At 72.6% G+C, this 25,144-nt stretch carries 21 protein-coding genes, 1 pseudogene and 1 riboswitch; of the genes and pseudogenes, 19 read left to right on the top strand and 3 right to left on the bottom strand.

The features are described from left to right. Positions 1–66 precede the first annotated feature (66 nt). From EV567_RS06020 to EV567_RS05960, 14 genes are all read left to right on the top strand, one after another. A complete protein-coding gene (locus tag EV567_RS06020; protein ID WP_130437613.1) occupies positions 67–996 on the top strand; it encodes an ABC transporter permease in 930 nt (309 codons plus the stop codon). Then, the gene (locus EV567_RS06015) at positions 983–1,768 is read left to right on the top strand and encodes an ABC transporter ATP-binding protein (protein ID WP_388483091.1); all 786 of its coding nucleotides are present in this window, start codon (positions 983–985) and stop codon (positions 1,766–1,768) included. Before EV567_RS06020 ends, EV567_RS06015 begins: the two co-directional genes overlap by 14 nt. Before the next feature lie 462 nt (positions 1,769–2,230). Beyond that, on the top strand, positions 2,231–3,133 hold the full coding sequence (hpnC, locus tag EV567_RS06010) for a squalene synthase HpnC (RefSeq protein WP_130437611.1): 903 nt from the start codon (positions 2,231–2,233) through the stop codon (positions 3,131–3,133). After that, complete coding sequence (gene hpnD / locus EV567_RS06005) at positions 3,130–4,080, top strand: presqualene diphosphate synthase HpnD (protein WP_165430314.1); 951 nt, start codon at positions 3,130–3,132, stop codon at positions 4,078–4,080. The genes hpnC and hpnD overlap by 4 nt, the downstream gene beginning before the upstream one ends. Further along, entirely contained in the window at positions 4,077–4,283 is a 207-nt protein-coding gene (locus EV567_RS28570) for a DUF6380 family protein (RefSeq protein WP_407071568.1), read from the top strand. The genes hpnD and EV567_RS28570 overlap by 4 nt, the downstream gene beginning before the upstream one ends. Further along, entirely contained in the window at positions 4,283–5,695 is a 1,413-nt protein-coding gene (hpnE, locus tag EV567_RS06000) for a hydroxysqualene dehydroxylase HpnE (RefSeq protein WP_130437610.1), read from the top strand. Before EV567_RS28570 ends, hpnE begins: the two co-directional genes overlap by 1 nt. Positions 5,696–5,775: 80 nt before the next feature. Further along, on the top strand, positions 5,776–6,840 hold the full coding sequence (locus EV567_RS05995; protein WP_165430337.1) for a polyprenyl synthetase family protein: 1,065 nt from the start codon (positions 5,776–5,778) through the stop codon (positions 6,838–6,840). Positions 6,841–6,959: 119 nt separating this feature from the next. Then, entirely contained in the window at positions 6,960–9,002 is a 2,043-nt protein-coding gene (gene shc, locus EV567_RS05990; RefSeq protein WP_130437608.1) for a squalene--hopene cyclase, read from the top strand. After that, a complete protein-coding gene (locus tag EV567_RS05985; protein WP_130437607.1) occupies positions 9,002–9,643 on the top strand; it encodes a 1-hydroxy-2-methyl-2-butenyl 4-diphosphate reductase in 642 nt (213 codons plus the stop codon). The genes shc and EV567_RS05985 overlap by 1 nt, the downstream gene beginning before the upstream one ends. A gap of 5 nt (positions 9,644–9,648) precedes the next feature. Then, positions 9,649–10,671, top strand: coding sequence for an adenosyl-hopene transferase HpnH (hpnH, locus tag EV567_RS05980; protein ID WP_130437606.1), 1,023 nt, complete (start codon positions 9,649–9,651; stop codon positions 10,669–10,671). Positions 10,672–10,727: 56 nt separating this feature from the next. Next, a complete protein-coding gene (dxs, locus tag EV567_RS05975; RefSeq protein ID WP_130437605.1) occupies positions 10,728–12,626 on the top strand; it encodes a 1-deoxy-D-xylulose-5-phosphate synthase in 1,899 nt (632 codons plus the stop codon). Then, positions 12,623–14,008, top strand: coding sequence for an aspartate aminotransferase family protein (locus EV567_RS05970; RefSeq protein WP_130437604.1), 1,386 nt, complete (start codon positions 12,623–12,625; stop codon positions 14,006–14,008). Before dxs ends, EV567_RS05970 begins: the two co-directional genes overlap by 4 nt. 59 nt (positions 14,009–14,067) lie before the next feature. After that, positions 14,068–14,697 carry a helix-turn-helix domain-containing protein gene (locus tag EV567_RS05965; RefSeq protein ID WP_130437603.1) on the top strand — a complete coding sequence of 210 codons (630 nt, stop codon included), beginning with the start codon at positions 14,068–14,070 and terminating at the stop codon, positions 14,695–14,697. Continuing rightward, positions 14,694–14,813, top strand: coding sequence for a DUF6126 family protein (locus EV567_RS05960; protein WP_130437602.1), 120 nt, complete (start codon positions 14,694–14,696; stop codon positions 14,811–14,813). The genes EV567_RS05965 and EV567_RS05960 overlap by 4 nt, the downstream gene beginning before the upstream one ends. A 32-nt stretch (positions 14,814–14,845) precedes the next feature. On the opposite strand, the gene EV567_RS05955 is transcribed toward EV567_RS05960, so the two are convergent. Continuing rightward, complete coding sequence (locus tag EV567_RS05955) at positions 14,846–15,643, bottom strand: tyrosine-protein phosphatase (protein WP_130437601.1); 798 nt, start codon at positions 15,641–15,643, stop codon at positions 14,846–14,848. Positions 15,644–16,041: 398 nt separating this feature from the next. Here EV567_RS05955 and EV567_RS05950 point away from each other — a divergent pair, with 398 nt between their 5' ends. From EV567_RS05950 to EV567_RS05935, 4 genes are all read left to right on the top strand, one after another. Beyond that, positions 16,042–18,135, top strand: coding sequence for an alpha-galactosidase (locus tag EV567_RS05950; RefSeq protein WP_130437600.1), 2,094 nt, complete (start codon positions 16,042–16,044; stop codon positions 18,133–18,135). 306 nt (positions 18,136–18,441) lie between these two features. Further along, positions 18,442–18,600: riboswitch (cyclic di-AMP (ydaO/yuaA leader) on the top strand. Between the two features lie 4 nt (positions 18,601–18,604). Next, on the top strand, positions 18,605–19,618 hold the full coding sequence (locus EV567_RS05945) for a peptidoglycan DD-metalloendopeptidase family protein (protein WP_130437599.1): 1,014 nt from the start codon (positions 18,605–18,607) through the stop codon (positions 19,616–19,618). Positions 19,619–19,794: 176 nt separating this feature from the next. Next, positions 19,795–20,517, top strand: a complete 723-nt coding sequence (locus tag EV567_RS05940; protein WP_130437598.1) for a DUF6250 domain-containing protein — start codon at positions 19,795–19,797, stop codon at positions 20,515–20,517. A gap of 126 nt (positions 20,518–20,643) precedes the next feature. Beyond that, positions 20,644–21,429, top strand: a complete 786-nt coding sequence (locus EV567_RS05935) for an SGNH/GDSL hydrolase family protein (RefSeq protein WP_130438275.1) — start codon at positions 20,644–20,646, stop codon at positions 21,427–21,429. Positions 21,430–21,522: 93 nt separating this feature from the next. Here the strand turns inward: EV567_RS05935 and EV567_RS05930 are convergent, their stop codons facing one another. Together EV567_RS05930 and EV567_RS05925 are read right to left on the bottom strand one after the other, a co-directional pair. Beyond that, entirely contained in the window at positions 21,523–22,125 is a 603-nt protein-coding gene (locus tag EV567_RS05930; RefSeq protein WP_130437597.1) for a TetR/AcrR family transcriptional regulator, read from the bottom strand. A gap of 91 nt (positions 22,126–22,216) precedes the next feature. After that, positions 22,217–23,396, bottom strand: a pseudogene (locus tag EV567_RS05925) (Glu/Leu/Phe/Val dehydrogenase dimerization domain-containing protein). 301 nt (positions 23,397–23,697) lie between these two features. Here EV567_RS05925 and EV567_RS05920 point away from each other — a divergent pair. Next, complete coding sequence (locus EV567_RS05920; protein ID WP_130437596.1) at positions 23,698–24,891, top strand: MBL fold metallo-hydrolase; 1,194 nt, start codon at positions 23,698–23,700, stop codon at positions 24,889–24,891. The last annotated feature ends 253 nt before the right edge of the window (positions 24,892–25,144 follow it).

Raw genomic sequence — 25,144 nt, 5'->3', positions numbered from 1 at the left:
GCGGCCCCCCGGCTGTTGCCCGGCCCCCTTCCGGCCGGGCGCCCCGAAGACGAAAGTTTCCGACCTGTGAGTGAGACAACGCATGACGGCGGAGTCGCGGTGAGCGCGCCCCCGTCGCCCGACGAGGGCCTCACGGCGGCGCAACTGGCCGCCAAGTACGGGCTGGCCGTGAGCGGTGCGCGGCCCCGGCTGCGGGAGTACGTCCGGCAGCTGTGGGGGCGCCGGCACTTCATCCTGGCCTTCTCCCAGGCGAAGCTGACCGCCCAGTACAGCCAGGCCAAGCTGGGGCAGCTGTGGCAGGTCGCCACCCCGTTGCTCAACGCGGGCGTCTACTTCTTCATCTTCGGCGTGATCCTCGACGCCGGCAGGGGCATGCCCCGCGACGTCTACATCCCGTTCCTGGTCACGGGCGTCTTCGTCTTCACCTTCACGCAGAGCTCGGTCATGAGCGGCGTGCGCGCGATCTCCGGCAACCTCGGCCTGGTGCGCGCCCTGCACTTCCCGCGCGCCTCCCTGCCCGTCTCCTTCGCCCTCCAGCAGCTCCAGCAGCTGCTGTACTCGATGGTCGTGCTGTTCCTGGTGGCGATCGCCTTCGGCAGCTACCCGTCCGCGTCCTGGGCGCTGATCGTGCCGACGCTGCTGCTGCAGTTCTGCTTCAACACCGGCCTGGCGCTGATCTTCGCCCGGGCCGGCGCGAAGACCCCCGACCTCGCGCAGCTCATGCCGTTCGTGATGCGGACGTGGATGTACGCGTCCGGCGTGATGTTCTCCATCCCGGTCTTCCTCGCCGACCGTCCGCAGTGGCTGTCGACCCTGCTGCAGTGGAACCCGGCCGCCGTCTACATGGACCTGATGCGCTTCGCGCTCATCGACGAGTACGGCGCCCGGTACCTGCCGGACCACGTGTGGGCGATCGCGTGCGGCTGGGCGGTGCTGTTCGCCGTCGGCGGCTTCGTGTACTTCTGGAAGGCGGAGGAGAGGTATGGCCGTGGCTGAGCGGGCTCCGGGCGAGCGGGTCCCCACCGTCATCGCCGACGACGTCCACATCGTCTACCGCGTCAACGGCGCGAAGACCGGCAAGGGCAGCGCCACCGCGGCGCTGAGCCGCATCCTCAGGCGAGGCGAGGAACGCGGTGTGCGCAAGGTGCACGCGGTGCGGGGCGTCTCCTTCGTCGCGCACCGGGGCGAGGCCATCGGCCTCATCGGCTCCAACGGCTCCGGCAAGTCCACGCTGCTGCGGGCCATCGCCGGACTGCTGCCGCCCGAGCGGGGCAAGGTCTACACCGACGGCCAGCCCTCGCTGCTCGGCGTCAACGCGGCCCTGATGAACGACCTCACCGGCGAGCGCAACGTCATCCTCGGCGGTCTGGCCATGGGCATGTCCCGGGAGCAGATCAAGGAGCGCTACCAGGGCATCGTCGACTTCTCCGGCATCAACGAGAAGGGCGACTTCATCACGCTGCCGATGCGCACCTACTCCTCCGGCATGCAGGCCCGGCTGCGGTTCTCCATCGCCGCCGCGAAGGACCACGACGTCCTCATGATCGACGAGGCGCTGGCCACCGGCGACCGCAAGTTCCAGCTGCGCTCCGAGGAACGCATCCGGGAGCTGCGCAAGGAGGCCGGCACGGTGTTCCTCGTCAGCCACAGCAACAAGTCGATCCGGGACACCTGCGACCGCGTGCTCTGGCTGGAGCGCGGCGAACTGCGCCTGGACGGTCCGACCGAAGAGGTGCTCAAGGAGTACGAGAAGTTCACGGCCAAGTAGCCGCCGGTCCGTCAGGGCCCCGCCGGAACCTGCCCGGCGGGGCCCGGCGTCTGCAAAGGAAGCGTCAACTCCGGTGCGGCGCAGGATGCTTGACGCCCATCGGTGTGTTCTTGTGATCTGCGGGACACCCCCGCGAACCGTACGCCGTTGTACAACGTAAGCTGTACCGGTCCCGAAACACGTGCAAGTGTGGCGATAAGGGGTCCTTGTACTATGAGCGTCCGATGAGGGCGCGTGGTCTGGTGGCGAGTTGCGGTGCCAGGCCACGCGACCCGGACGGGCGTAGTGCAAGGACCCCTGCGGCGCGACATCCTCACGCGGGCCGCCGTGCGGCGGCTGGGCGGCGTGTCCGAAATAGTGGGTATCGGGTTGTCGGTGTAGAACGGGAGATGTGACGGCAATGGCTACGGAAACTCCCCAGCTCAGCGCAGCACGTGCCGTTCCCGTCCGGGGCAGCCGACGGTGACGGCGCCGACCGCGTCGCGCACCGGGCACCCGGAGCGCGACACCCTCGCCAAGGCCGCGGACGAGAACTTCCCCGTGGCCCCCTTCTTCCTTCCGCGCGCCTGGCGCTACGACCTCATGGCCGTCTACGGCTTCGCCCGTCTCGTCGACGACATCGGCGACGGCGACCTGACCCCGGGCGGCGCCGACGCCCGCCTGCTCGGCGTCGACGACGCGGACGCCGACGACCGGCTGGTCCTGCTGGACGCCTTCGAGGCCGACCTGCGCCGCGTCTTCGACGGCGCCCCGCACCACCCGCTGCTGCGCCGCCTCCAGCCCGTCGTCCGCCGCCGGCGGCTCACCCCCGAGCCCTTCCTCGGCCTGATCGCCGCCAACCGCCGCGACCAGCTCGTCACGCGCCACGAGACCTACGACGACCTCCTCGCCTACTGCGAGCTGTCCGCCAACCCCGTGGGCCGGCTCGTCCTCGCCGTCACCGGCACCGCGACCCCCGAGCGGATCCGCCGCTCCGACTCGATCTGCACCGCGCTCCAGATCGTCGAGCACCTCCAGGACGTGGCCGAGGACCTCGACCGCGACCGCGTCTACCTGCCCGCCGCCGACATGAAGCGCTTCCACGTCCAGGAGACCGACCTCGCCGCGCCCACCGCCGGCGCCTCGGTGCGCGCCCTGATCGCCTTCGAGGCCCAGCGCGCCCACGACCTCCTCGCCGACGGCGCCCCGCTGGTGCACAGCGTCCACGGCAGGCTCAGGCTGCTGCTCGCCGGGTTCGTGGCCGGAGGGAGGGCGGCGCTCCACGCGATCGCCGCCGCCCAGTACGACGTCCTTCCCGGCCCGCCCCGCCCCGGCCGACTGCGGCTGCTGCGCGAGACGGGCGCGACCCTGCGAGGAGAGGGGTGAGCCAGGCAGTGGACTCCGCGCCACACGCGTCGGCACCGGTACTCGCCGCCTACGGCTACTGCGAGGCCGTCACCGGGCAGCAGGCCCGCAACTTCGCCTACGGCATCCGGCTGCTGCCCACGCCGAAGCGGCGCGCGATGTCGGCGCTGTACGCGTTCTCCCGCCGGGTCGACGACATCGGCGACGGCCCGCTCGACGACGACGTCAAGGCCGCCCGGCTGGAGGACACCCGCGCGCTGCTCACCCGCGTCCGCGAGGGCGAGGTGGAGGAGGACGACACCGACCCCGTGGCGGTCGCCCTGGCGCACGCCGCGCGGGTCTTCCCGATCCCGCTCGGCGGCCTGGACGAGCTGATCGACGGCGTCCTGATGGACGTCCGCGGCGAGACCTACGAGACCTGGGACGACCTCAAGGCGTACTGCCGGTGCGTCGCGGGCGCCATCGGACGCCTCTCGCTCGGCGTGTTCGGCACCGAACCGGGGGCACGCGGCGCCGAACGCGCGCCGGAGTACGCCGACACCCTCGGGCTCGCCCTCCAGCTCACCAACATCCTCAGGGACGTACGCGAGGACGCCGCGGGCGGCCGGACCTACCTGCCCTCCGACGACCTCGCCAAGTTCGGCTGCTCGGCCGGGTTCGACGGGCCGACGCCGCCGGAGGGCTCCGACTTCGCCGGCCTCGTGCACTTCGAAGTACGGCGCGCCCGCGCCCTCTTCGCCGAGGGCTACCGCCTGCTGCCCCTGCTCGACCGGCGCAGCGGCGCGTGCGTCGCGGCGATGGCCGGCATCTACCGCCGCCTGCTGGACCGCATCGAACGCGACCCCGAGGCGGTGCTGCGCGGCCGGGTCTCGCTGCCGGGGCGCGAGAAGGCGTACGTCGCCGTGCGCGGACTGTCCGGCCTGGACGCCCGCCACGTGTCCCGGCTGACCGTCAGGAGGCCGCTGTGACGGGCGGCGCGCCGGACCGCGGCGAGGCGACCGGGACGCGGCGGCACGCAACCCTCCGGCGCGCCGCGGCGTCCCGGCCGGACCGCGGCGAGGCGACCGGGACGCGGCGGCACGCAACCCTCCGGCGCGCCGCGGCGTCCCTGACTGCGACGGCCCGCCGCAGGCGGACACGTCACGGCGGACGTGCGGGGGAGGGTGCGTGATGAGCGACGATCCGCTGCGCCGTCCCCGCCCGGACGCGCCGCACGAGGCGGTGGTGGTCGGCGGCGGGCTCGCCGGGGTGACCGCCGCGCTCGCGCTCGCCGACGCCGGCGTCCGTGTCACTCTGCTCGAAGGCCGGCCCCGGCTGGGCGGCCTCGCCTTCTCCTTCCGGCGCGGCGAACTCACCGTCGACAACGGCCAGCACGTCTACCTGCGCTGCTGCACCGCCTACCGCTGGTTCCTCGACCGCATCGGCGCGACGGGGCTCGCGCCCCTGCAGGAACGTCTCGACGTGCCCGTTGTCGACCTGGCGCGGCCCGAGGGGCGACGGCTCGGCAGGCTGCGCCGCGACGCCCTGCCCGTCCCCCTCCACCTGGGCCGCGGCCTCGCCGCCTACCCGCACCTCTCGCTCGCCGAACGCGCCCGCGTCGGCCGGGCCGCGCTCGCCCTCAAGCGGCTCGACCTCGCCGATCCCGCCCTGGACGACCAGGACTTCGGCGGCTGGCTCGCCGCGCACGGCCAGTCCCCGCGCGCCGTCGAGGCCCTGTGGGACCTGGTCGGCGTCGCCACCCTCAACGCCGTCGCCCGCGACGCCTCCCTCCAGCTCGCCGCGATGGTCTTCAAGACCGGCCTGCTGTCCGAACCGGGCGCCGCCGACATCGGCTGGGCGCGCGTCCCGCTGGGCGACCTTCACGACGGGCTGGCCCGCGAGGCGCTCGCCGCGGCCGGCGTGCGCACCGAGGTCCGCGCCCGCGTCACCTCCGTCTCCCCGGCCGGACAGGGCGGCTGGACCGTGCGGACGGCCGACGGCACGCTGAGCGCCGACGCCGTCGTCCTCGCCGTACCCCAGCGCGAGACCTACGACCTGCTGCCGGACGGGGCGCTCGACGCCCCCGAGCGGCTCCTGGACATCGGTGTCGCCCCGATCCTCAACGTGCACGTCGTCTACGACCGCCAGGTCCTCGCCGCGCCGTTCCTCGCCGCGCTCGGCACGCCCGTGCAGTGGGTCTTCGACCGCACCGAAGCCTCCGGGCTGCGCGAGGGGCAGTACCTCGCGCTGTCGCAGTCGGCCGCGCGGAACGAGATCGACGAGCCCGTCGCAGCCTTGCGCGAGCGCTATCTGCCCGAGCTGGAGCGGCTGCTGCCCCGTGCCCGCGGCGCACGCGTGAACGACTTCTTCGTGACCCGGGAGCGCACGGCCACGTTCGCCCCCGCCCCCGGCGTCGGGCGTCTGCGGCCCGGCGCCCGCACCAAGGCGTCCGGCCTGTACCTGGCCGGAGCGTGGACCGCCACAGGGTGGCCCGCGACCATGGAGAGTGCGGTCCGCAGCGGCGTCGGCGCGGCGGACGCCGCGCTCGGCGCCCTCGGCCGGTCCCGCCCCCGCCACCTCTTCGCCATCGAGGAGGCCGCATGACGCTCGAACGAGATCAGCACGGCTCGGCACATTCCCGCACCCCCTCCGGCACCGCGACAAGAGGAGAAACCGTGCCCCCTGTGCCCACGGCCACGACGGCCGCTCGTAAGACCGCGGTGGACGTCGCCGCGCTCCTCGAGCGCGGCCGGACCCTGGCGACACCGGTGCTTCGGGCGGCCGTCGACCGGCTGGCGCCCCCCATGGACACCGTCGCCGCCTACCACTTCGGCTGGATCGACGCCCAGGGCAACCCGACCGAAGGCGACGGCGGCAAGGCCGTGCGTCCCGCGCTCGCGGTGCTCTCCGCTGAGGTCGCCGGCGCCCGCCCCGAGGTGGGCGTGCCCGGCGCCGTCGCCGTGGAGCTGGTCCACAACTTCTCGCTCCTGCACGACGACCTGATGGACGGCGACGAGCAGCGCCGGCACCGCGACACCGTCTGGAAGGTGCACGGCCCCGCCCAGGCCATCCTGGTCGGCGACGCCCTGTTCGCCCTCGCCGGCGAGGTCCTGCTGGAGCTCGGCACGGCCGAGGCCGCACGGGCCACCCGGCGGCTGACCACCGCCACCCGCGCCCTGATCGACGGTCAGGCGCAGGACATCTCCTACGAGCACCGCGACCGGGTCAGCGTCGAGGAGTGCCTGGAGATGGAGGGCAACAAGACCGGCGCGCTGCTGGCCTGCGCCAGCTCCGTCGGCGCCGTGCTCGGCGGCGCCGACGACCCCACCGCCGACGCCCTGGAGCGCTACGGCTACCACCTCGGCCTCGCCTTCCAGGCCATCGACGACCTCCTCGGCATCTGGGGCGACCCGGTCTCCACCGGCAAGCAGACCTGGAGCGACCTGCGCCAGCGCAAGAAGTCCCTGCCGGTCGTGGCGGCGCTCGCCGCGGGCGGACCCGCCTCCGAGCGGCTCGGCGAGATGCTCGCCGCCGACGCCAAGAGCAGCGACATCGAGAACTTCTCCGAGGAGGAGTTCGCGGCCCGCGCCGCCCTCATCGAGGAGGCCGGCGGACGGGCGTGGACCGCCGAGGAGGCACGCCGTCAGCACACGATCGCCCTCGACGCGCTGAACGCCGTCGACATGCCCGAGCAGGTGCGGGACCGGTTCACGGCGCTCGCCGACTTCGTCGTCGTGCGCAAGAGATGATCCCCATCGGTCGAATAGCCCTCGCGTAGTCGCCGGCCGGTGTCGAGGGAAGAGACGCACCGGCCGACGGCGGACCCACAGCAGACGCAACGCCATGCACACTGCACGAAGGGGAAGCCATGACAGCGACGACCGACCCGACCCCCGGGGCCCTGCCGCCCCGGGCCGCGGCGGCCAGCGACACCGACAGCGACATCCCCGAGGCGGCCGGGGCACAGCAGACCGCCGAGCGCGCCATGCGGCGCGCCAGAGACTTCCTGCTCGCCCGGCAGGACGCCGAAGGCTGGTGGAAGGGCGACCTCGAGACCAACGTCAGCATGGACGCCGAGGACCTGCTGCTCCGTCAGTTCCTGGGCATCCGCGACGAGTCGACGACCCGGGCCGCCGCCCTCTTCATCCGCGGCGAGCAACGCGAGGACGGGACGTGGGCCACCTTCCATGGCGGCCCCGGCGAACTCTCCGCCACCGTCGAGGCCTACGTCGCCCTGCGCCTGGCCGGGGACCCGCCCGACGCGCCCCACATGGCGAGAGCCTCCGCCTGGGTCCGCGCGCACGGCGGCATCGCCGCCGCCCGCGTCTTCACCCGGATCTGGCTCGCCCTGTTCGGCTGGTGGAAGTGGGAGGACCTGCCCGAACTCCCGCCGGAACTCCTCTACTTCCCCAAGTGGTTCCCGCTCAGCATCTACAACTTCGGCTGCTGGGCACGGCAGACGATCGTCCCGCTCACCGTCGTCTCGGCCAAGCGCCCGGTGCGCCCGGCGCCCTTCCCGCTCGACGAGCTGCACACCGACCCCGCACGGCCCAACCCGCCCAGGCCGCCGGCGCCGCTGCACACCTGGGACGGCCTCTTCCAGCGCCTCGACAAGGTGGTGCGCGCCTACCGCACGGTCGCGGTGCGCCGGCTGCGCCGCGCCGCCCTGAACTCCGCCGCACGCTGGATCATCGAACGGCAGGAGAACGACGGCTGCTGGGGCGGCATCCAGCCGCCCGCCGTGTACTCCGTGATCGCTCTGCACCTGCTCGGCTACGACCTCCAGCACCCGGTGATGCGGGCGGGCCTCGAGTCCCTCGACCGGTACGCGGTCCGGCGCGAGGACGGGGCCCGGATGATCGAGGCCTGCCAGTCGCCCGTGTGGGACACCTGCCTCGCCACGATCGCGCTGGCCGATGCGGGGGTGCCCGCCGACCACCCTCAACTGGTCAAGGCGGCCGACTGGATGCTCGGCGAGCAGGTCGTACGGCCCGGCGACTGGTCCGTGCGCAGGCCCGAACTCCCGCCCGGAGGGTGGGCGTTCGAGTTCCACAACGACAACTACCCCGACATGGACGACACCGCCGAGGTGGTCCTCGCACTGCGCCGGGTCCGCCACCACGACCCGCAGCGGCTGGACAAGGCCGTCGAGCGCGGAGTGCGCTGGAACCTCGGGATGCAGTCGCGCGACGGCGGTTGGGGCGCCTTCGACGTCGACAACACCAGCCCCTTCCCCAACCGGCTGCCGTTCTGCGACTTCGGTGAGGTCATCGACCCGCCCTCGGCCGACGTCACCGCGCACGTCGTGGAGATGCTGGCCGTCGAGGGACTCGCCGGCGACCCGCGCACCCGGCGCGGCATCGACTGGCTGCTCGCCGAACAGGAGCCGGACGGCTCGTGGTTCGGGCGCTGGGGCGTCAACTACATCTACGGCACCGGCTCGGTGGTGCCCGCGCTGACCGCCGCCGGGATGCCCGCCCAGCACCCGGCGATCCGGCGGGCGGTGGCCTGGCTGGAGCGGGTGCAGAACGACGACGGCGGCTGGGGCGAGGACCTGCGCTCCTACGAGGACCCGGCCCGCTGGAGCGGCCGGGGCGTCTCCACCGCCTCCCAGACCGCCTGGGCGCTGATGGCGCTGCTCGCGGCGGGGGAGCGCGAGTCCGAGGCCGTCCGGCGGGGCGTGGACTGGCTCGCCGCGACCCAGCGGGAGGACGGCTCCTGGGACGAGCCGCAGTTCACCGGGACCGGCTTCCCCTGGGACTTCTCCATCAACTACCACCTCTACCGGCAGGTGTTCCCGCTGACCGCGCTCGGCCGCTACGTCCACGGAGAGCCGTTCGCCGAGAAGACGGTCCGGGCGGCTGCCGAGGACACGGCCGGCACGGTGGCCGCGAAGGCCGAGGGACGCTGATGAACGCACGGCCCGCCTCCGCCCCGCTGCTGATCGCCTGCGCCCTCGGCATCGAGCACCTCGCCCTGCGCATGGGCGACCGCGGCGGGGCCGGCGGGCCGGTCACCGTCCTGCGCACCGGGATGGGACCGAAGGCGGCCGAACGCTCCGTCACCCATGCCCTGTCGGGCGCGCCGCTCGGCGGGGCGGCGGTCATCGCCACCGGCTTCTGCGCCGGACTCGCCCCCGGAATGCACCCCGGCGACCTGGTCGTCGCCGAGGAGACCCGCGACCCGCGCGGCACCGTGGCGTGCGTGGGGACCGAACTGCTCGTCAAGGAACTCACCCGCATCCTGCCCGGCCGCACCGTCCACACCGGCCCGCTGACCGGCTCCGACCACGTGGTGCGCGGCCCGGAGCGCTCCGACCTGCTCGGCACCGGCGCGATCGCCGCCGACATGGAGTCCGCGGCCACGCTCCTGAGCGCCCTCCGCGCTTCGATGCGCCCGGTTGCGGCCGTCCGGGTGGTCGTGGACGCTCCTGAACATGAACTCGTCCGGATCGGCACGGTGCGCGGTGGAATATCGGCTTTCCGCGTCCTTCGCTCCGTCCTGCCTGCATTCTTCGAATGGCACCGAAACGTGCTGCTCCCCCGGAGGTGAGCCAGATGGCCATGCCGCTGCGCCAGTCCATCAAGGTCGCTACATACTTGGCTGAACAAAAGCTCCGCAAACGCGACAAGTTCCCGCTCATCGTCGAGCTGGAGCCCCTCTTCGCCTGCAACCTCAAGTGTGAGGGCTGCGGGAAGATCCAGCATCCGGCGGGCGTGCTCAAGCAGCGCATGCCGGTCGCCCAGGCCGTGGGAGCGGTGCTCGAATCCGGCGCCCCGATGGTCTCCATCGCCGGCGGCGAACCGCTGATGCACCCTCACATCGACGAGATCGTGCGGCAGTTGGTGGCGAGACGGAAGTACGTCTTCCTCTGCACCAACGCGATGCTGCTGCGCAAGAAGATGGACCGGTTCAGCCCGTCCCCCTACTTCGCCTTCGCCGTGCACATCGACGGACTGCGCGAACGCCACGACGAGTCGGTGGCCAAGGAGGGCGTCTTCGACGAGGCCGTGGCGGCGATCAAGGAGGCCAAGCGGCGCGGCTTCCGGGTCACCACCAACTCCACGTTCTTCAACACCGACACCCCGCAGACCATCGTCGAGGTGCTCAACTTCCTCAACGACGACCTCAAGGTGGACGAGATGATGATCTCGCCCGCGTACGCCTACGAGAAGGCCCCCGACCAGGAGCACTTCCTCGGCGTGGAACAGACCCGCGAGCTGTTCAGGAAGGCCTTCGCGGGCGGCAACCGGCGCCGCTGGCGGCTCAACCACTCCCCGCTCTTCCTGGACTTCCTCGAAGGCAGGGTCGACTTCCCCTGCACCGCCTGGGCGATCCCCAACTACTCCCTGTTCGGCTGGCAGAGGCCCTGCTACCTGATGAGCGACGGATACGTGCCCACGTACCGCGAGCTCGTCGAGGACACCGACTGGGACCGCTACGGCCGCGGCAAGGACCCGCGCTGCGCCAACTGCATGGCCCACTGCGGCTACGAGCCCACCGCCGTCCTCGCCACCATGGGCTCGCTGAAGGAGTCGCTGCGCGCGATGCGCGAGACCGTCTCCGGCAACCGGGAGTGAGGGCGGGCCGGCCGGCGCCGTGAGAGCAGCCGTACGCAACGAGAGGGGGCCCGAGCGTGACCATCCTGGAGAACATCCGGCAACCGCGTGACCTGAAGGCGCTGTCCGAGGCGGAACTCGGTGAACTGTCCGACGAAATCAGGGAGTTCCTGGTGCACGCGGTGGCCCGCACCGGCGGGCACCTCGGCCCCAACCTGGGCGTGGTGGAGCTGACCGTCGCGCTCCACCGCGTCTTCGACTCTCCGGCCGACCGCATCCTGTGGGACACCGGCCACCAAAGTTATGTCCACAAGCTCCTGACCGGCCGTCAGGACTTCTCCAAGCTGCGCGGCAAGGGCGGCCTGTCCGGCTACCCCTCCCGCGAGGAGTCCGAGCACGACGTCATCGAGAACAGCCACGCCTCCACCGCACTCGGCTGGGCCGACGGACTGGCCAAGGCCCGCCAGGTGCTGGGTGAGACGGGGCACGTCGTGGCGGTCGTCGGCGACGGCGCGCTCACCGGCGGCATGGCCTGGGAGGCGCTCAACAACATCGCCGCCGCCAGGGACCGGCCGCTGATCATCGTCGTCAACGACAACGAACGCTCCTACGCGCCGACCATCGGCGGCCTGGCCAACCACCTGGCCGCCCTGCGCACCACCGACGGCTACGAGAAGGTGCTCGCCTGGGGCAAGGACGTCCTGCAGCGGACCCCTGTCGTCGGCCCCACGCTCTACGAGTCCCTGCACGGCGCGAAGAAGGGCTTCAAGGACGCGTTCGCCCCGCAGGGCATGTTCGAGGACCTCGGCCTGAAGTACGTCGGCCCGATCGACGGGCACGACATCGGGGCCGTCGAGTCCGCGCTGCGGCGCGCCAAGCGCTTCCACGGCCCGGTGCTGGTGCACTGCCTCACCGAGAAGGGCCGCGGCTGCGAACCCGCCCTCGCCCACGAGGAGGACCGCTTCCACACCGTCGGCGTGATGGACCCCCTGACCTGCGCGCCGCTCGTACCGGCCGGCGGCCCCTCCTGGACGTCCGTGTTCGGCGAGGAGATCGTACGCATCGGCGAGGAACGCGACGACGTCGTGGCGATCACCGCGGCCATGCTGCACCCGGTGGGCCTCGGCCCGTTCGCCGAGCGCTTCCCGGACCGGGTCTGGGACGTCGGCATCGCCGAACAGCACGCCGCCGTGAGCGCCGCCGGCCTCGCCACCGGCGGACTGCACCCCGTCGTCGCCGTCTACGCCACCTTCCTCAACCGCGCCTTCGACCAGTTGCTGATGGACGTGGCCCTGCACCGCTGCGGGGTCACGTTCGTCCTCGACCGGGCTGGGGTGACCGGCGTCGACGGGGCCTCCCACAACGGCATGTGGGACATGTCCGTCCTCCAGGTCGTCCCCGGCCTGAGGATCTCCGCGCCCCGCGACGCCGACCAGCTCCGCGCCCAGCTGCGGGAGGCCGTCGCCGTCGACGACGCGCCCACCCTGGTGCGCTTCCCTAAGGAGTCCGTCGGCCCGTCCGTCCCCGCCGTCGACCGGGTGGGCGGCATGGACGTGCTGCGCCGGGGCGAACGCCCTGACGTGCTGCTGGTCGCGGTCGGCGTCATGGCGCCGGTGTGCCTGCGGGCCGCCGAACTGCTCGCGGCACGCGGTGTCCACTGCACGGTGGTCGACCCGCGGTGGGTCAAGCCCGTCGACCCGGCGCTGCCCGAACTCGCCGCCGCGCACCGGCTCGTCGCCGTCGTCGAGGACAACAGCCGTGCCGCGGGCGTCGGTTCGGCCGTGGCCCTGGCGTTGAGCGACGCCGAAGTCGACGTGCCGGTAAGGCGGTTCGGCATCCCCGAGCAGTTCCTCGCCCACGCCAAACGCTCGGAAGTGCTGGCCGACATCGGCCTCACGCCCGTCGAGATCGCCGGACGGATCGGTGCGAGCGCCGCCGTCAGGGACCTCGCCGGTCCGGTCAAGGAGAGCCGATGAGCAAGGAGTTCGACCTCGGCGCGCTCCTGGCCGAGCGCGGAGCCGAACGCTACGCACTGCACGACAGGTACCTCAACCACCAGCTGCCGCGCATGCTGCACACCATCGGCTTCGACAAGGTCTACGAGCGAGCCGAGGGCGCCTACTTCTGGGACGCCGACGGGCACGACTACCTCGACATGCTCGCCGGGTTCGGCGTGATGGGGCTGGGCCGGCACCATCCCGTCGTCCGCCGGGCGCTGCACGACGTGCTCGACGCGCAGCTCGCCGACCTCACCCGCTTCGACTGCCAGCCGCTGCCGGGACTGCTCGCGGAGAGACTCCTCGCCCACAGCCCGCACCTGGACCGCGTGTTCTTCGGCAACAGCGGCACGGAGGCCGTCGAGACCGCGCTGAAGTTCGCCCGCTACGCGACCGGCAGACCCCGCGTCCTCTACTGCGACCACGCCTTCCACGGACTGACCACGGGCTCCCTGTCCGTCAACGGCGAGTCCGGCTTCCGCGACGGCTTCGCCCCGCTGCTGCCCGACACGGCCGTGCCCCTCGGTGATCTCGACGCCCTCGCCCGCGAGTTGGCCAAGGGCGACGTCGCCGCACTGATCGTCGAGCCGATCCAGGGCAAGGGCGTGCACGAGGCCCCGCCCGGCTATCTGCGCGCCGCCCAGGAACTCCTGCACCGGCACAAGGCGCTGCTCGTCGCCGACGAGGTGCAGACGGGCCTGGGCCGCACCGGCGACTTCTACGCCCACCAGCACGAGGACGGCGTCGAACCCGACCTGGTGTGCGTGGCGAAGGCCCTCTCCGGCGGCTATGTGCCGGTCGGAGCCACCCTCGGCAAGGACTGGATCTTCAGGAAGGTCTACTCCTCCATGGACCGGGTGCTGGTCCACTCGGCGAGCTTCGGGTCCAACGCCCAGGCCATGGCCGCCGGCCTCGCCGTGCTGTCGGTCATGGAGAACGAGCAGATCGTCGCCAACGCCCGCGCCACCGGCGAGCTGCTGAAGTCGCGGCTGGCGGCGCTCACCGGCGAGTACGAGCTGCTCGCCGACGTCCGCGGCCGGGGGCTGATGATCGGCATCGAGTTCGGCCGGCCGAAGTCGCTGAAGCTGCGGAGCCGGTGGGCGATGCTCCAGGCCGCCCGCAAGGGGCTGTTCGCCCAGATGGTGGTCGTACCGCTGCTCCAGCGGCACCGGATCCTCACCCAGGTCTCCGGCGACCACCTGGAGGTGATCAAGCTGATCCCGCCGCTCGTCATCGGGGAGCGGGAGGTCGACCGGTTCGTCGCCGCCTTCACCGAGGTGATGGACGACGCGCACAACGGGGGCGGGCTGATGTGGGACTTCGGCAAGACCCTCGTCAAGCAGGCGGTCACCGAGCGGTGAGGCTTTGCCTCTGAGGCAAGAAGTTTGCCGCAGAGGCAAAACTCGGGCTGAATGGAGGCATGACACCCTCCGACGCCGAACCCGGCGAGGGCGGGGGCGATGGCGACGTCCTGCCGGTCGTCGCGCCGCGGCTGCGCTCCCTGCGCCGCCTGGCCGGTCTCACCCTGGAGGCCGCGGCCCGCGCCGCCGGGCTCTCGCCCGCCCATCTCTCCCGCCTGGAGACCGGGCGGCGACAACCCTCGCTGCCCATGCTGCTGGCACTCGCCCGCGTCTACGGTACGACGGTTTCCGACCTGCTCGGCGAGACGGCCGCCGACCGGGACGCCGTGGTGCGCGCCGACGACATGGAACCGACCCGCGCGGGCGGCTGGACGTACTGGCAGGCCGGCGCGTCCGGGCGGGGCATGCAGGCCCTGCGCGTCCACGTCCCCCACGGCTCCCAGGGCGACATCGTGCGCGTCCACCCCGGCGAGGAGTGGCTGCACGTCCTGCGCGGCCGGCTGGTGCTCCGGCTCGGTGACGCCACCCACCGCCTCGGGCCGGGTGACAGCGCCCACTTCGACTCGCTGACCCCGCACCGCATCGCGGCCCGCGACCCCGACGGGGTCGACCTGCTCTTCGTCCACACCCTGCTGCAGAGCCCGACGGCCGCCCTGTGCCTCGGCCCCACCCCTGGAGAGACGTCATGAGTGACATCGAGGAGAGGTTCCCGCGCGGGATCTGGATCCGTCTGATCATCTACATCGCCGTGGGACACGTCCTCGCCGCGTTCATCTGGCTGCTGTTCGAGGTCGGCGCGAAGTAGCGGGGCCGCCCGGAGGGCGGCGCGAGGGCCCCTCAGTCGAGGAGCCGCTCCCGGAGCCGCTCCCGGGTCTGCTCCGAGAGCCCGAGCCCCTGCTCCAGGTAGGGGTCGACGCCGCCCCAGGTCGTCTCGATGGTCTCCAGCGCCGCCGAGAGGTACTCCGCGCGGGCGTCGAACAGGGGGCCGAGCAGCTCCATGACCTCCGGGGAGTAGGCGTCCGCGGAGGTGCCGCTGCGGCGCACCTTGTAGCGGCGGTGCTTGGCGTTGGACTCCAGGTAGTCGGCGAGGATCGCGTCGCGCTCCACACCCACCGCGAGCAGCGTCACCGCGACGGACAGTCCGGCGCGGTCCTTGCCCGCCGCGCAGTGCATCAGCACGGGGACGCTGTCCTCGGCCAGCGCGTGCAGCACCCGGGAGTGCTCGGCCGTGCGCTGCGTGATGATCGAGCGGTAGGAGGCGATCATCCGGCCGGCGGCCTTGCCGTCGGCGAGGATCTGGCGCAGCTGCTCGATGTCGCCGTCCCGGACCATCTTCCAGAACTCCGCGCCGTCCGCCGGGTCGGACAGCGGCAGGTTCACGTTGCGTACGCCCGGCAGCTCGACGTCCGGGCCCTCCAGCCTGAGGTCCGCCGCGTTGCGGAAGTCGAAGACGGTGTGCAGGCCGAGGGTGGCCAGGAACGCGGCGTCCTCGCCGGTCGCGTGCGCGAGGTGGCCGCTGCGGAACAGCACGCCGTGCCGCACCTTGCGGCCGTCGGTGGTCGGCAGACCGCCCACGTCGCGGAAGTTGCGCACCCCGGCCAGCTCGGGCTCGGTCGACGGGATCTGCTGCGTCACGGGGGCTCCCTCCCGGTCGGTCCCCGCCGGCGCGGCTCGGTGACCGACGGAACTTCCTTGACGATACGACATCGATTCACACCCCCGGCAGCCGTCCACCCCCCACCACCACAGGCCGAAGCCCACCGCTTCCCACGACCCGCACCCCCTACCCTCCAAGGCCCGAACAGCCACCCACGAGGCTCGGCTCACGCGCCGCGGGCCTCGGGGGCGCGGGGAACCGCGCGACGAGCCACGACGACCCCGCACCCGGCGACGAATCCGCACCGTCCACGGAGTGCTGCCGCTGCTGTCCCGGCGTCCACGGGTGAAGCGCACCCCCTGACGTTTGCTCAGCGAACGTCCACGTCGGATGATGTCGGCGATTGATCGCACCTGTTCGAATCAGTGGGGGTTTGATGCCCGAGTCCGACGCCGACGGCCGTACCTGGCTCCTCTCCGGCCCCGCCAGCAGCTACGCCGTCCATGTCACCGAGTCCGACGAGCTCGTGCACCTGCACTGGGGCCCCCGGATCGAGCTCGCCGACGCGCAGGCGCTCGCCGTGCGCCCGCTGCCGGACTACTGGGCCTTCGAATCCCCCCTCGACGGCCGCGAGGAGTACCCCGTGGAGGGCGGGGCCCGCTTCGTGCGGCCCGCCCTGTCGGTACGCACCACCGGACGGCGCGGCACCGAGTGGACGTTCGTCGGCCATGAGACGGACGGCGGCGAGGAGGGCGACGAGCTGAGGCTGCGCTTCCGCGACGGCCCACTGGCCGTCACCCTGCACTACCGGATGCGCGGCGACGTCGTGGAGCGCTGGGCGACCCTTCGTCACGAGGGTGGGCAGGGCGACGAGCCGCTGGAGCTGCTGCGCGCCGACTCCGCCGTCTGGACGCTCCCCGACCGCGACGGCTGGCGGCTGTCCCAGCTGCACGGCCGCTGGGCCGCGGAGTCCCGGCTCACCCGCGCGCCCCTCACCTACGGCGAGAAGGTCATCGGCAGCCGCCGCGGCCACACCGGCCACCAGCACCTGCCCTGGGTCGCCCTGGACGCCGACGCCACCGAGGAGCGCGGCGAGGTCTACGGCTGTGCCCTGGGCTGGTCCGGGTCGTGGCGGATCTCCGTCGCCCAACTGCCCGACGCGCGCGTGCAGATCACCGGCGGCGCCGGCCACGACGACTCGGGCCTGCTGCTGCTCGCGCCCGGCGAGGACTTCACCACGCCCGTCTTCGCCGGCCTGTGGACCGACGAGGGCTTCGGGGGCGCCAGCCGCGCCTGGCACGCCTACCAGCGCGCCCACGTGATCCCCGACGCCGAGCGCGACCGGCCGGTGCTGTTCAACTCCTGGGAGGCCACCTACTTCGACATCTCCGAGGAGCAGCAGGCCACCCTCGCCCGCCGCGCCGCGGCCGTCGGCGTCGAGCTGTTCGTGGTCGACGACGGCTGGTTCGGCGCGCGCACCGGTGACCACGCGGGGCTCGGCGACTGGACGCCCAACCCCGACCGCTTCCCCAAGGGCCTGAAGCCGCTCGCCGAGTACGTGCACGCGCTCGGCATGCAGTTCGGCATCTGGGTCGAGCCCGAGATGGTCAACCCGGACAGCGACCTGTACCGGGCGCACCCCGACTGGGTGCAGTTCCAGCCGGGACGCAAGCGGACGGAACTGCGCAACCAACTGGTCCTCAACCTCGCCCGCGAGGACGTTCAGGAGTACCTCTGGCAGCGGCTCCACACCCTGCTGTCCAGTGCGCCCGTCGACTACGTCAAGTGGGACTTCAACCGCTGCTTCACCGACGCCGGCTGGCCGGACGACCCGTATCCGCAGCGGCTCTGGGTGGACCATGTGCGCGGCTTGTACGCCCTGTTGGACCGGTTGCGGGAGGCGCACCCCGGTGTCGCCTTCGAGTCCTGCTCGGGCGGCGGCGGGCGGATCGACCTCGGGATCATGAGCCGTACCGACCAGGTGTGGACCTCCGACAACACCGACCCGCTGGACCGGCTCGCCATCCAGCACGGCTTCAGTCAGGTCCACCCCGCGCGGGTGATGGCCGCCTGGGTCACCGACAGCCCCAACACCCAGCTCAACGGCCGCGTCAGCTCGCTGCGGTTCCGGTTCGTCAGCGCGATGGCGGGAGTGCTCGGCGTCGGCGGCGACCTGTCCGAGTGGACCGAGGAGGAACTCGCCGAGGCCCGGCGCTGGGTGGATCTCTACAAGGAGATCCGGCCCCTCGTCCAGCACGGCGACCTCCACCGGCTGCGCGCCCCCGAGGGCGGCCTGAGCGCGGTGCAGTACGTGCGCGGGGACGAGAGCGTCGTCCTCGCCTGGCTCCAGGCGCAGCGCTACGGTGAGCCGGCGCCGGCGGTGCGGTTGCGCGGCCTGGACCCGAAGGCGTCGTACGAATGCCTCGAAACGGGCGAAGTGCACCGAGGGGCGGTGCTGTTGCATCACGGGTTGCGTACGGGACTGCGCGGTGACCTGGATGCGACGGTTGTCCGTCTGCGTCGCATCTGAGCGCTCTGCCCGAATTGGAGTTCTTCGTTCAACTCGGTCTGGAATAAGGGCCGCTGGAACGGTGCGGCGTGAGCAGCGTCATATTCGTGACCGTGCGTCATTAGCCATGTTCACGTAATTCGTGGAGTTTTCATGGGCGTTTCCAGCAGAATCCGTCACCAGGTGCACGGAGTGTGACGGGAGCGCGGCGCAGCGGATCACGACGCGGACGTCACCGGGGCACGTGTCGCTTGTCGCCGCGTGTCCGGGTCGCTTAGGTTTCACGCCAATCCGGACGGACGCCGAATCCTGCCGCCGACCGGAACCCGCAGACACTCACCCGTCCACGGCAGGAGCGGGGGACCCACAGGCAAGACCGCCTGTTCCGGTCTCCGGAACAGGCTTGGGGTAAAGCCGCGCTCCGGCGCGGCCGGGCATCTCCAGCCCGCACCCGACAGCTCACCTCGCAGGCGCCGGAGAGGAACCCGCCATGCCCGCGAAGGGTAAGCACCGCCGTCCCAAGGCCCCGCGCTTCAGTCGTTCCATCGCCGCCGCCGGCACCGGCGGCGCGGCTCTCGCCCTCCCGCTGATCGGCGCCGCCGGCGCCCACGCGGCTCCCGCCCAGTCGGCGGCCCAGTCCGTCTCCTCCGTCTCGGACAAGCCCGTGCAGACCGTCCCGGTCGCGCAGCGCACCGCCGCCGCCGAGGCCCCGGCCGCGGCGAACACCACGACCTACACGGTCCGTTCCGGCGACTACCTCTCCAGGATCGCGGACGAGCAGCACGTGCGCGGCGGCTGGCAGAAGCTGTACGCCGACAACCGCGAGGCCGTCGGCGAGGACCCCTCGCTCATCCACCCCGGACTGAAGCTGTCGATCGGCAAGCGGGCGGCGGCCGGTTCCGCGGGCACCGCCCATTCCGGTGACACGGCGTCGAAGGGATCGCGCTCCGCGCACTCCTCCAAGTCGTCCGCCCCGAAGTCCTCCCACTCCTCGGAGTCCTCGCACTCCTCGCGCTCCTCGAAGTCCTCGCACTCTTCGCGGTCCGCCACGAAGGCGTCGGCCGGGCAGTCCACCCGCGGCGGCGGCAACGTCTCCGGTTTCCGCCTCCCCGTGTCCGACGCGTCCGTCGGCACCCCGTACCGGATGTCCGGCAGCATGTGGTCCAGCGGCTACCACACCGGCGTCGACTTCGTCGTCCCGACCGGCACCTCCCTCAAGGCCGTCGGCGCGGGCACGGTCGTCTCCGCGGGCTGGGGCGGCGCGTACGGCAACCAGGTCGTCATCCGGCTCGCCGACGGCCACTACGCCCAGTACGCCCACCTCTCCGCGCTCTCCGTCTCGGCCGGCCAGAGCGTCTTCCCCGGCCAGCAGGTCGGCCTCTCCGGCTCGACCGGCAACGTGACCGGACCGCACCTGCACTTCGAGATCCGCACCACGCCGGACTACGGCTCCGACGTCGACCCGGTCGCCTACCTCCGCGCGCGCGGCGTCTCCGTCGGCTGACGGGCCCCCCGTGGCCGCCACGAGTTCGTGACCGTCGTGTTGCGGTCTCGTGGCACGGCTCCCGGGGTGTCGACAGCGGTGGCGGGGCGAGGGCACAGTGAGCTCCGCCCCTCGGCGGGCAAGCGCTTTCCGCGCTGTCCGCCGTACTCCGCGCGTCCCGAAGGAGCCGTTCCCCCATGACGACCTCGCGCAGAGCGTTCGGCGCCCTGGCCGCCGGCGCCGCCCTCGCCGCGATCGCCCCCGCGGCCACCGCGAACGCCGCCCCCGCAGGCGGCGCGCCCCGGCGCCGTCGGCTCGTCGCCCACGACGACTTCCGGCACGGCCTGTGCCGGTGGGCCGTGGAACTGGAGAACGGCGGCACGGTCACCGCCTCCCGGGGCACCCTCGAGGTGGACGTGCCCGCCGGCGCGACGATCTGGTACCGGGAGCGGCTCGAAGGACCGTACGTCCTCCAGTACACCGCGACCCCTGTCTCCGCCGGCGGGGCCAACGACCGCGTCTCCGACCTCAACAACTTCTGGAACGCCGTCGACGTCCGTTCCCCGGACGACCTCTTCGCCACGCCCAGGGGCGGCGCCCTCGCGGAGTACGACCACCTCACGACGTACTACGTCGGCTACGGCGCCAACTCCAACACCACGACCCGGATGCGCCGTTACGTCGGTCGGCCGGGGGAGCGGCCGCTGCTCCACGACTACACCGAGCCGCTGCTCGTCGCGGGCGAGCCGAACCATGTCCGCATCGTGTCCGACGGCTCCACGGTCCAGTGGTGGAACAACGGGCGGCTCGTGTTCGACCACACCGACCCCGAGCCCTACACCGGCGGGCACTTCGCGTTCCGCACCACGTGGAGCCACTTCCGCATCGACGACTTCCGCGTGTGGTCCCTTATTCCTTGATTGGCAAATTCTTTAAGGGTGTCCTTTCTCACCGTCAGTCAACCCTTGCTTACGGTCGCGTAGGTCACATTCGAAGGTGAATCATGCACTGTTGTGGCAGACGATTCGAAGAGTGACAGCAGATCAGTGATCGGGTCGTACGTGGCGGTGGGGGACAGCTTCACCGAGGGCGTCGGCGACCCCGGGCCCGACGGGGCGTTCGTCGGCTGGGCCGACCGGTTCGCGGTACTGCTCGCGGACCGGCGCCCGGAGGGCGACTTCCGGTACGCGAACCTCGCGGTGCGCGGCAAGCTGCTCGACCAGATCATGGCCGACCAGTTGCCGAGGGCCGTCGAACTCGCGCCCGACCTCGTCTCCTTCTGCGCGGGCGGCAACGACATCCTCCGTCCCGGCACCGACCCCGACGAGGTCGCCGAGCGGTTCGAGCAGGCGATCGCCCGACTCACCGCGGTGTGCGGCACGGTCATGGTGACGACCGGGTTCGACACCCGGGGCGTCCCCGTCCTCAAGCACCTGCGCGGCAAGATCGCCACCTACAACGGGCACGTCCGCGCCGTCGCCGACCGCTACGGCTGTCCGGTGCTGGACCTGTGGTCGCTGAAGTCCGTGCAGGACCGGCGGGCCTGGGACCACGACCGGCTCCACCTCTCCCCGGAGGGGCACACACGCGTGGCGCTGCGCGCCGGCCAGGTGCTCGGCCTGGAGATCCCGGCCGACCCGGAGCAGCCCTGGCCGCCGCTGCCGCCGCGCGGCGCCCTCGACGTCCGCCGCGACGACGTGCAATGGGCGCGCGAGTACCTCGTGCCGTGGATCGGCCGCAGGCTGCGCGGGGAGTCCTCCGGGGACCACGTCACGGCCAAGGGCGCGTTGTCGCCGGACGACATCAAGATGTGGATCCAGTCGGTGGCGTGAGAGGCCGTCCGCCGGAGGGACCGCGTCGGCGCGAGCGGCCCCTCCGCGTCGCCGGCCGTGCGCGGGCGCGTCCACCCGGACGCTGCCTGCTGATCAACTCCCCGTCGGCAGACCGAGTTCCCGGGTGAGCGTCTCCTCGACCCAGTCGTGGGCCTTCGCCCGGGACACCCCGCCCCGGTAGGACGTCAGCTGTACGGCGAGACCGTCGAGCAGGGCCGTCAGGCGCAGGGCGGTGCCGGCCGGGTCGGGGCAGCGGAACTCGCCCGCGGCCACGCCCTCGGCGATCACCTCGGCCAGTGCCGCCTTCCACTGCCGGTCGAGATCACGCGCGACCTCCCGCAGCGCGGGCTCGCGCAGCGACACCGCCCAGCCCTCGATCCACAGCCGCCAGCCCTTGGCCTGGCCCGTGGGCGCGTACCAGCGCACGGCCGACCGCAGCCGGACCAGGGCCTTGGTCCGGCGGCCCAGCAGCTTGCGCAGCCGGGCCAGATCGTCCTGGGCGGCGTGCGCGAAGGCGGCGGCGACCAGCTTCTCCTTGGTCTCGAAGTGGTAGAGCACCAGCGCGTTGCTCACCCCGAGCGACGCGGCCACGTCGGCGATCCTGACCGCCGCGACGCCCCGCGCCTCGATCTGCTCGATGGCCGCCCGCAGCAGCTCCTCACGCCGCTCGGCCACGCTCAACCGGACTCTCGCCACGCGGCAACCCTACACACCCCCCCGCGACCTGCACCGACGTGCTCACAGCCGCCTCCGCACAGGCCCGCGCCGTCACCCGGTGCGCCCCGCCTCAGCGGTGGCTGCCGAACCGTCGAGTGATCGCCGGCAGCCGCCGGGCGGCGAGGGCGTGGGCGGCGGCGCGAGGGGGTCGTGCCGTCGCTCTCCGCGCGCGCGAGGACGCCGTCGACCAGCGCCCGCATCGAGCGGCGGATGTGCGCGAACGCCTCGTCCGCGTCCGCGCCGATGTCGCCGAAGAGCGTCCACCACCACCAGGCGTTGGTAGCGGAGTTGACCACGACGTCCGGCAGCACGCACACCCCGCGCGCGAGGAGCAGCTCCTCCGCCGCCGGGAGGACGGGCATGTTGGCGGCCTCGGCGATCCACCGGGCGGTGATCCGGCCCTGCTCCTCGACCCCGATCGCGTACGACACCGCCGCCGGCACCAGCACCTCCACGTCCGCCGAGAGCCAGGCGTCGCCCGGCAGTTCACGGTCGCCGGGGCGCAGGGCGGCGCGGTCGACGGTGCCGTACGCGTCCCGCGCGGCCAGCAGCGCCTCCACGTCCAGGCCCTCGGGGTTGGCGATCGTCCCCTTGACGTCGGCGACGGCCACCACCGTCAGCCCCGCGCGGGTGAGGAAGCGGGCGGTGGCCCCGCCCATGGTGCCCAGCCCCTGGAGGGCGACGCGCGTCCCGGCGTACGGCATTCCCGCCCGGTCCAGCGCCGTGAGCACCGACTCGGCGACCCCGCAGCCGCCGGCCAGCTCGTCCAGGCCGATGCCGTCCACCTCGACGGCGAAGGCGTCGGCGAGCCGCCGCCGGGCCGCCTCCTCGTCGTCGAGCAGCGGATAGACGGCCTGCACCGACGACACCAGACCCGCCTCGGCGGCGGCCCGGTCGACGACGTCCTGCGTGAGCCCCAGGTCCTCACCCGTGGTCCAGCAGCTCTCGACGTACGGCCGCACCGCCCGCAGATACCGCACCAGCAGCCCGTACGCCTCAGGGTCCCGCGGATCGCAGTCGATGCCGCCCTTGGCGCCGCCGAGGGGGACGTAACGGGCCTCGGGGTCGTAGTGCAGCGCCTCCTTGAAGCTCATGCCGCGGGCGAGGCCGGTCACCTCCTCCAGGGTGCACCCCGCCCGCATCCGCAGGCCCCCGCTGCACACGCCGCGCACCAGCCGGTCGACGACCAGGAAGCCCTGCCGGCCGGTGACGTCGTCGGTCCAGGTGAGGGACAGCAGGGGGGCGGTCATACGGGCTCCTCGACCTGGGGCCATTACTGAACGGCAGGTCAGTATCGGGAGTGGCGGACCGCCGTGTCAACGCGGGGCGGGGCGCCGGTGGTGACGCGGCGGGGGCGTGCGCCGGACGTTCGTGCCGGCGCGGTGCCGGACGTCCATGGTCGATGCGGGGGCGGCGCCCGCGCCGGGTCACGGTCTGCTTGCGCGTCTGCTTCCCCGGCATGTCGGCCGACGGGGCGCACGGGGTCGGCCCCGGCGTCGTCACAGGGGCCGCCCATAATGGAACCCTCAGCGATTCCACCCTGGAGGTACCGTGGCCGGTTCCCGTTCCCCGCGCTCAGGGCTTCGCGCGCTCCGGCCCGAGGCCTTCGGCGCGGATCCGAGCGGTGAGCGCCTGGCGCGCATCCGCAGATCGCCCCACTTCACCGACGGCGTCTTCCAGAACCCCGGCGGCCCCGCGCGCACCCGCCCCTCGGGCTCCACACTCGACCTGGCCAAGGCGTTCCTCGACAAGGAGACCCGCACCCGCCGCGCCCCGGCCGGCACGCTCCCCGTGCACGCCACCACCGTCGCCGACCTGGCCAAGCCGGCCGCGACGGGCCTGCGGCTGACCTGGCTCGGCCACTCCAGCGTGCTGGCGGAGATCGACGGACACCGGGTGCTCTTCGACCCGGTGTGGGGCGAGCGCTGCTCCCCCTTCCCCTTCGCGGGCCCGAAGCGGCTGCACCCCGCCCCGCTGCCGCTCGCGGCCCTGGGCCCGGTCGACGTCGTCGTCATCTCGCACGACCACTACGACCACCTGGACCTGCCCACGATCAAGGCCCTGGCCGGCACCGACACCCTGTTCGCCGCGCCGCTCGGAGTGGGCGCCCACCTCGAACACTGGGGCGTCTCGGCGGACCGGGTGCGCGAGCTGGACTGGCACGAGTCGACGAAGGTCGGCGGACTCACCCTCACCGCCACCCCGGCCCGCCACTTCTGCGGCCGGGGCCTGCGCAACACGCAGCACACCCTGTGGGCCTCCTGGGTCGTCACGGGCGAGGAGCACCGCATCTACCACAGCGGCGACACGGGCTACTTCGACGGCTTCCGCGAGATCGGCGCGGAGCACGGCCCGTTCGACGCCACGATGATCCAGATCGGCGCGTACTCCGAGTTCTGGCCCGACATCCACATGACGCCCGAGGAGGGCCTCCGCGCCCACCTCGACCTCCAGGGCGGCGAGCCGACGGGCGTACTCCTGCCGATCCACTGGGCCACGTTCAACCTGGCGATGCACGCCTGGGCGGAGCCGGGGGAGTGGACGAAGGACGCGGCCGAGGAGGCCGGCCAGGCGGTGGCGCTCCCCCGCCCGGGCGAGCCGTTCGAACCGGCGGGCAAGGTACCCGCGGAGGCCTGGTGGCAGACGGTGTCCGGCCCGATCGCCCGCCCATGGCGCCGCCCCCGACGCGCCGACGACGCGGCCGAGACTGACAGCGGTGATCTCGACCTCGCGGGTGAGCGGTGAACGGCCACAGCCCGTCCCGGTGACGGCCTCGCGCCCCCTTGGCTCACCCGGCGGGCCGGCGTCCAGCACACGCGGCGGACCGGACCGCAGGGGGCGTCGCGCGAGCACCGGGTGAACGAAAGGCCCGGGCATTCTCGCGCCGAGCTGTCAGAGGCGGTTAGGGTCCGTCTTCAAACGGATCTTGCCCAGAGCAGGAATGACGCGAGACTGACCGCTGCTTCGTATGAGGTGGCGGTCTTGTCGTATCTGGTGG

The organism is Streptomyces sp. BK239 (assembly GCF_004217285.1).
Lineage (GTDB): Bacteria > Actinomycetota > Actinomycetes > Streptomycetales > Streptomycetaceae > Streptomyces.
The sequence above is the reverse complement of the archived record's forward strand: the minus strand, read 5'-3'. Positions and strand labels throughout refer to the sequence as shown.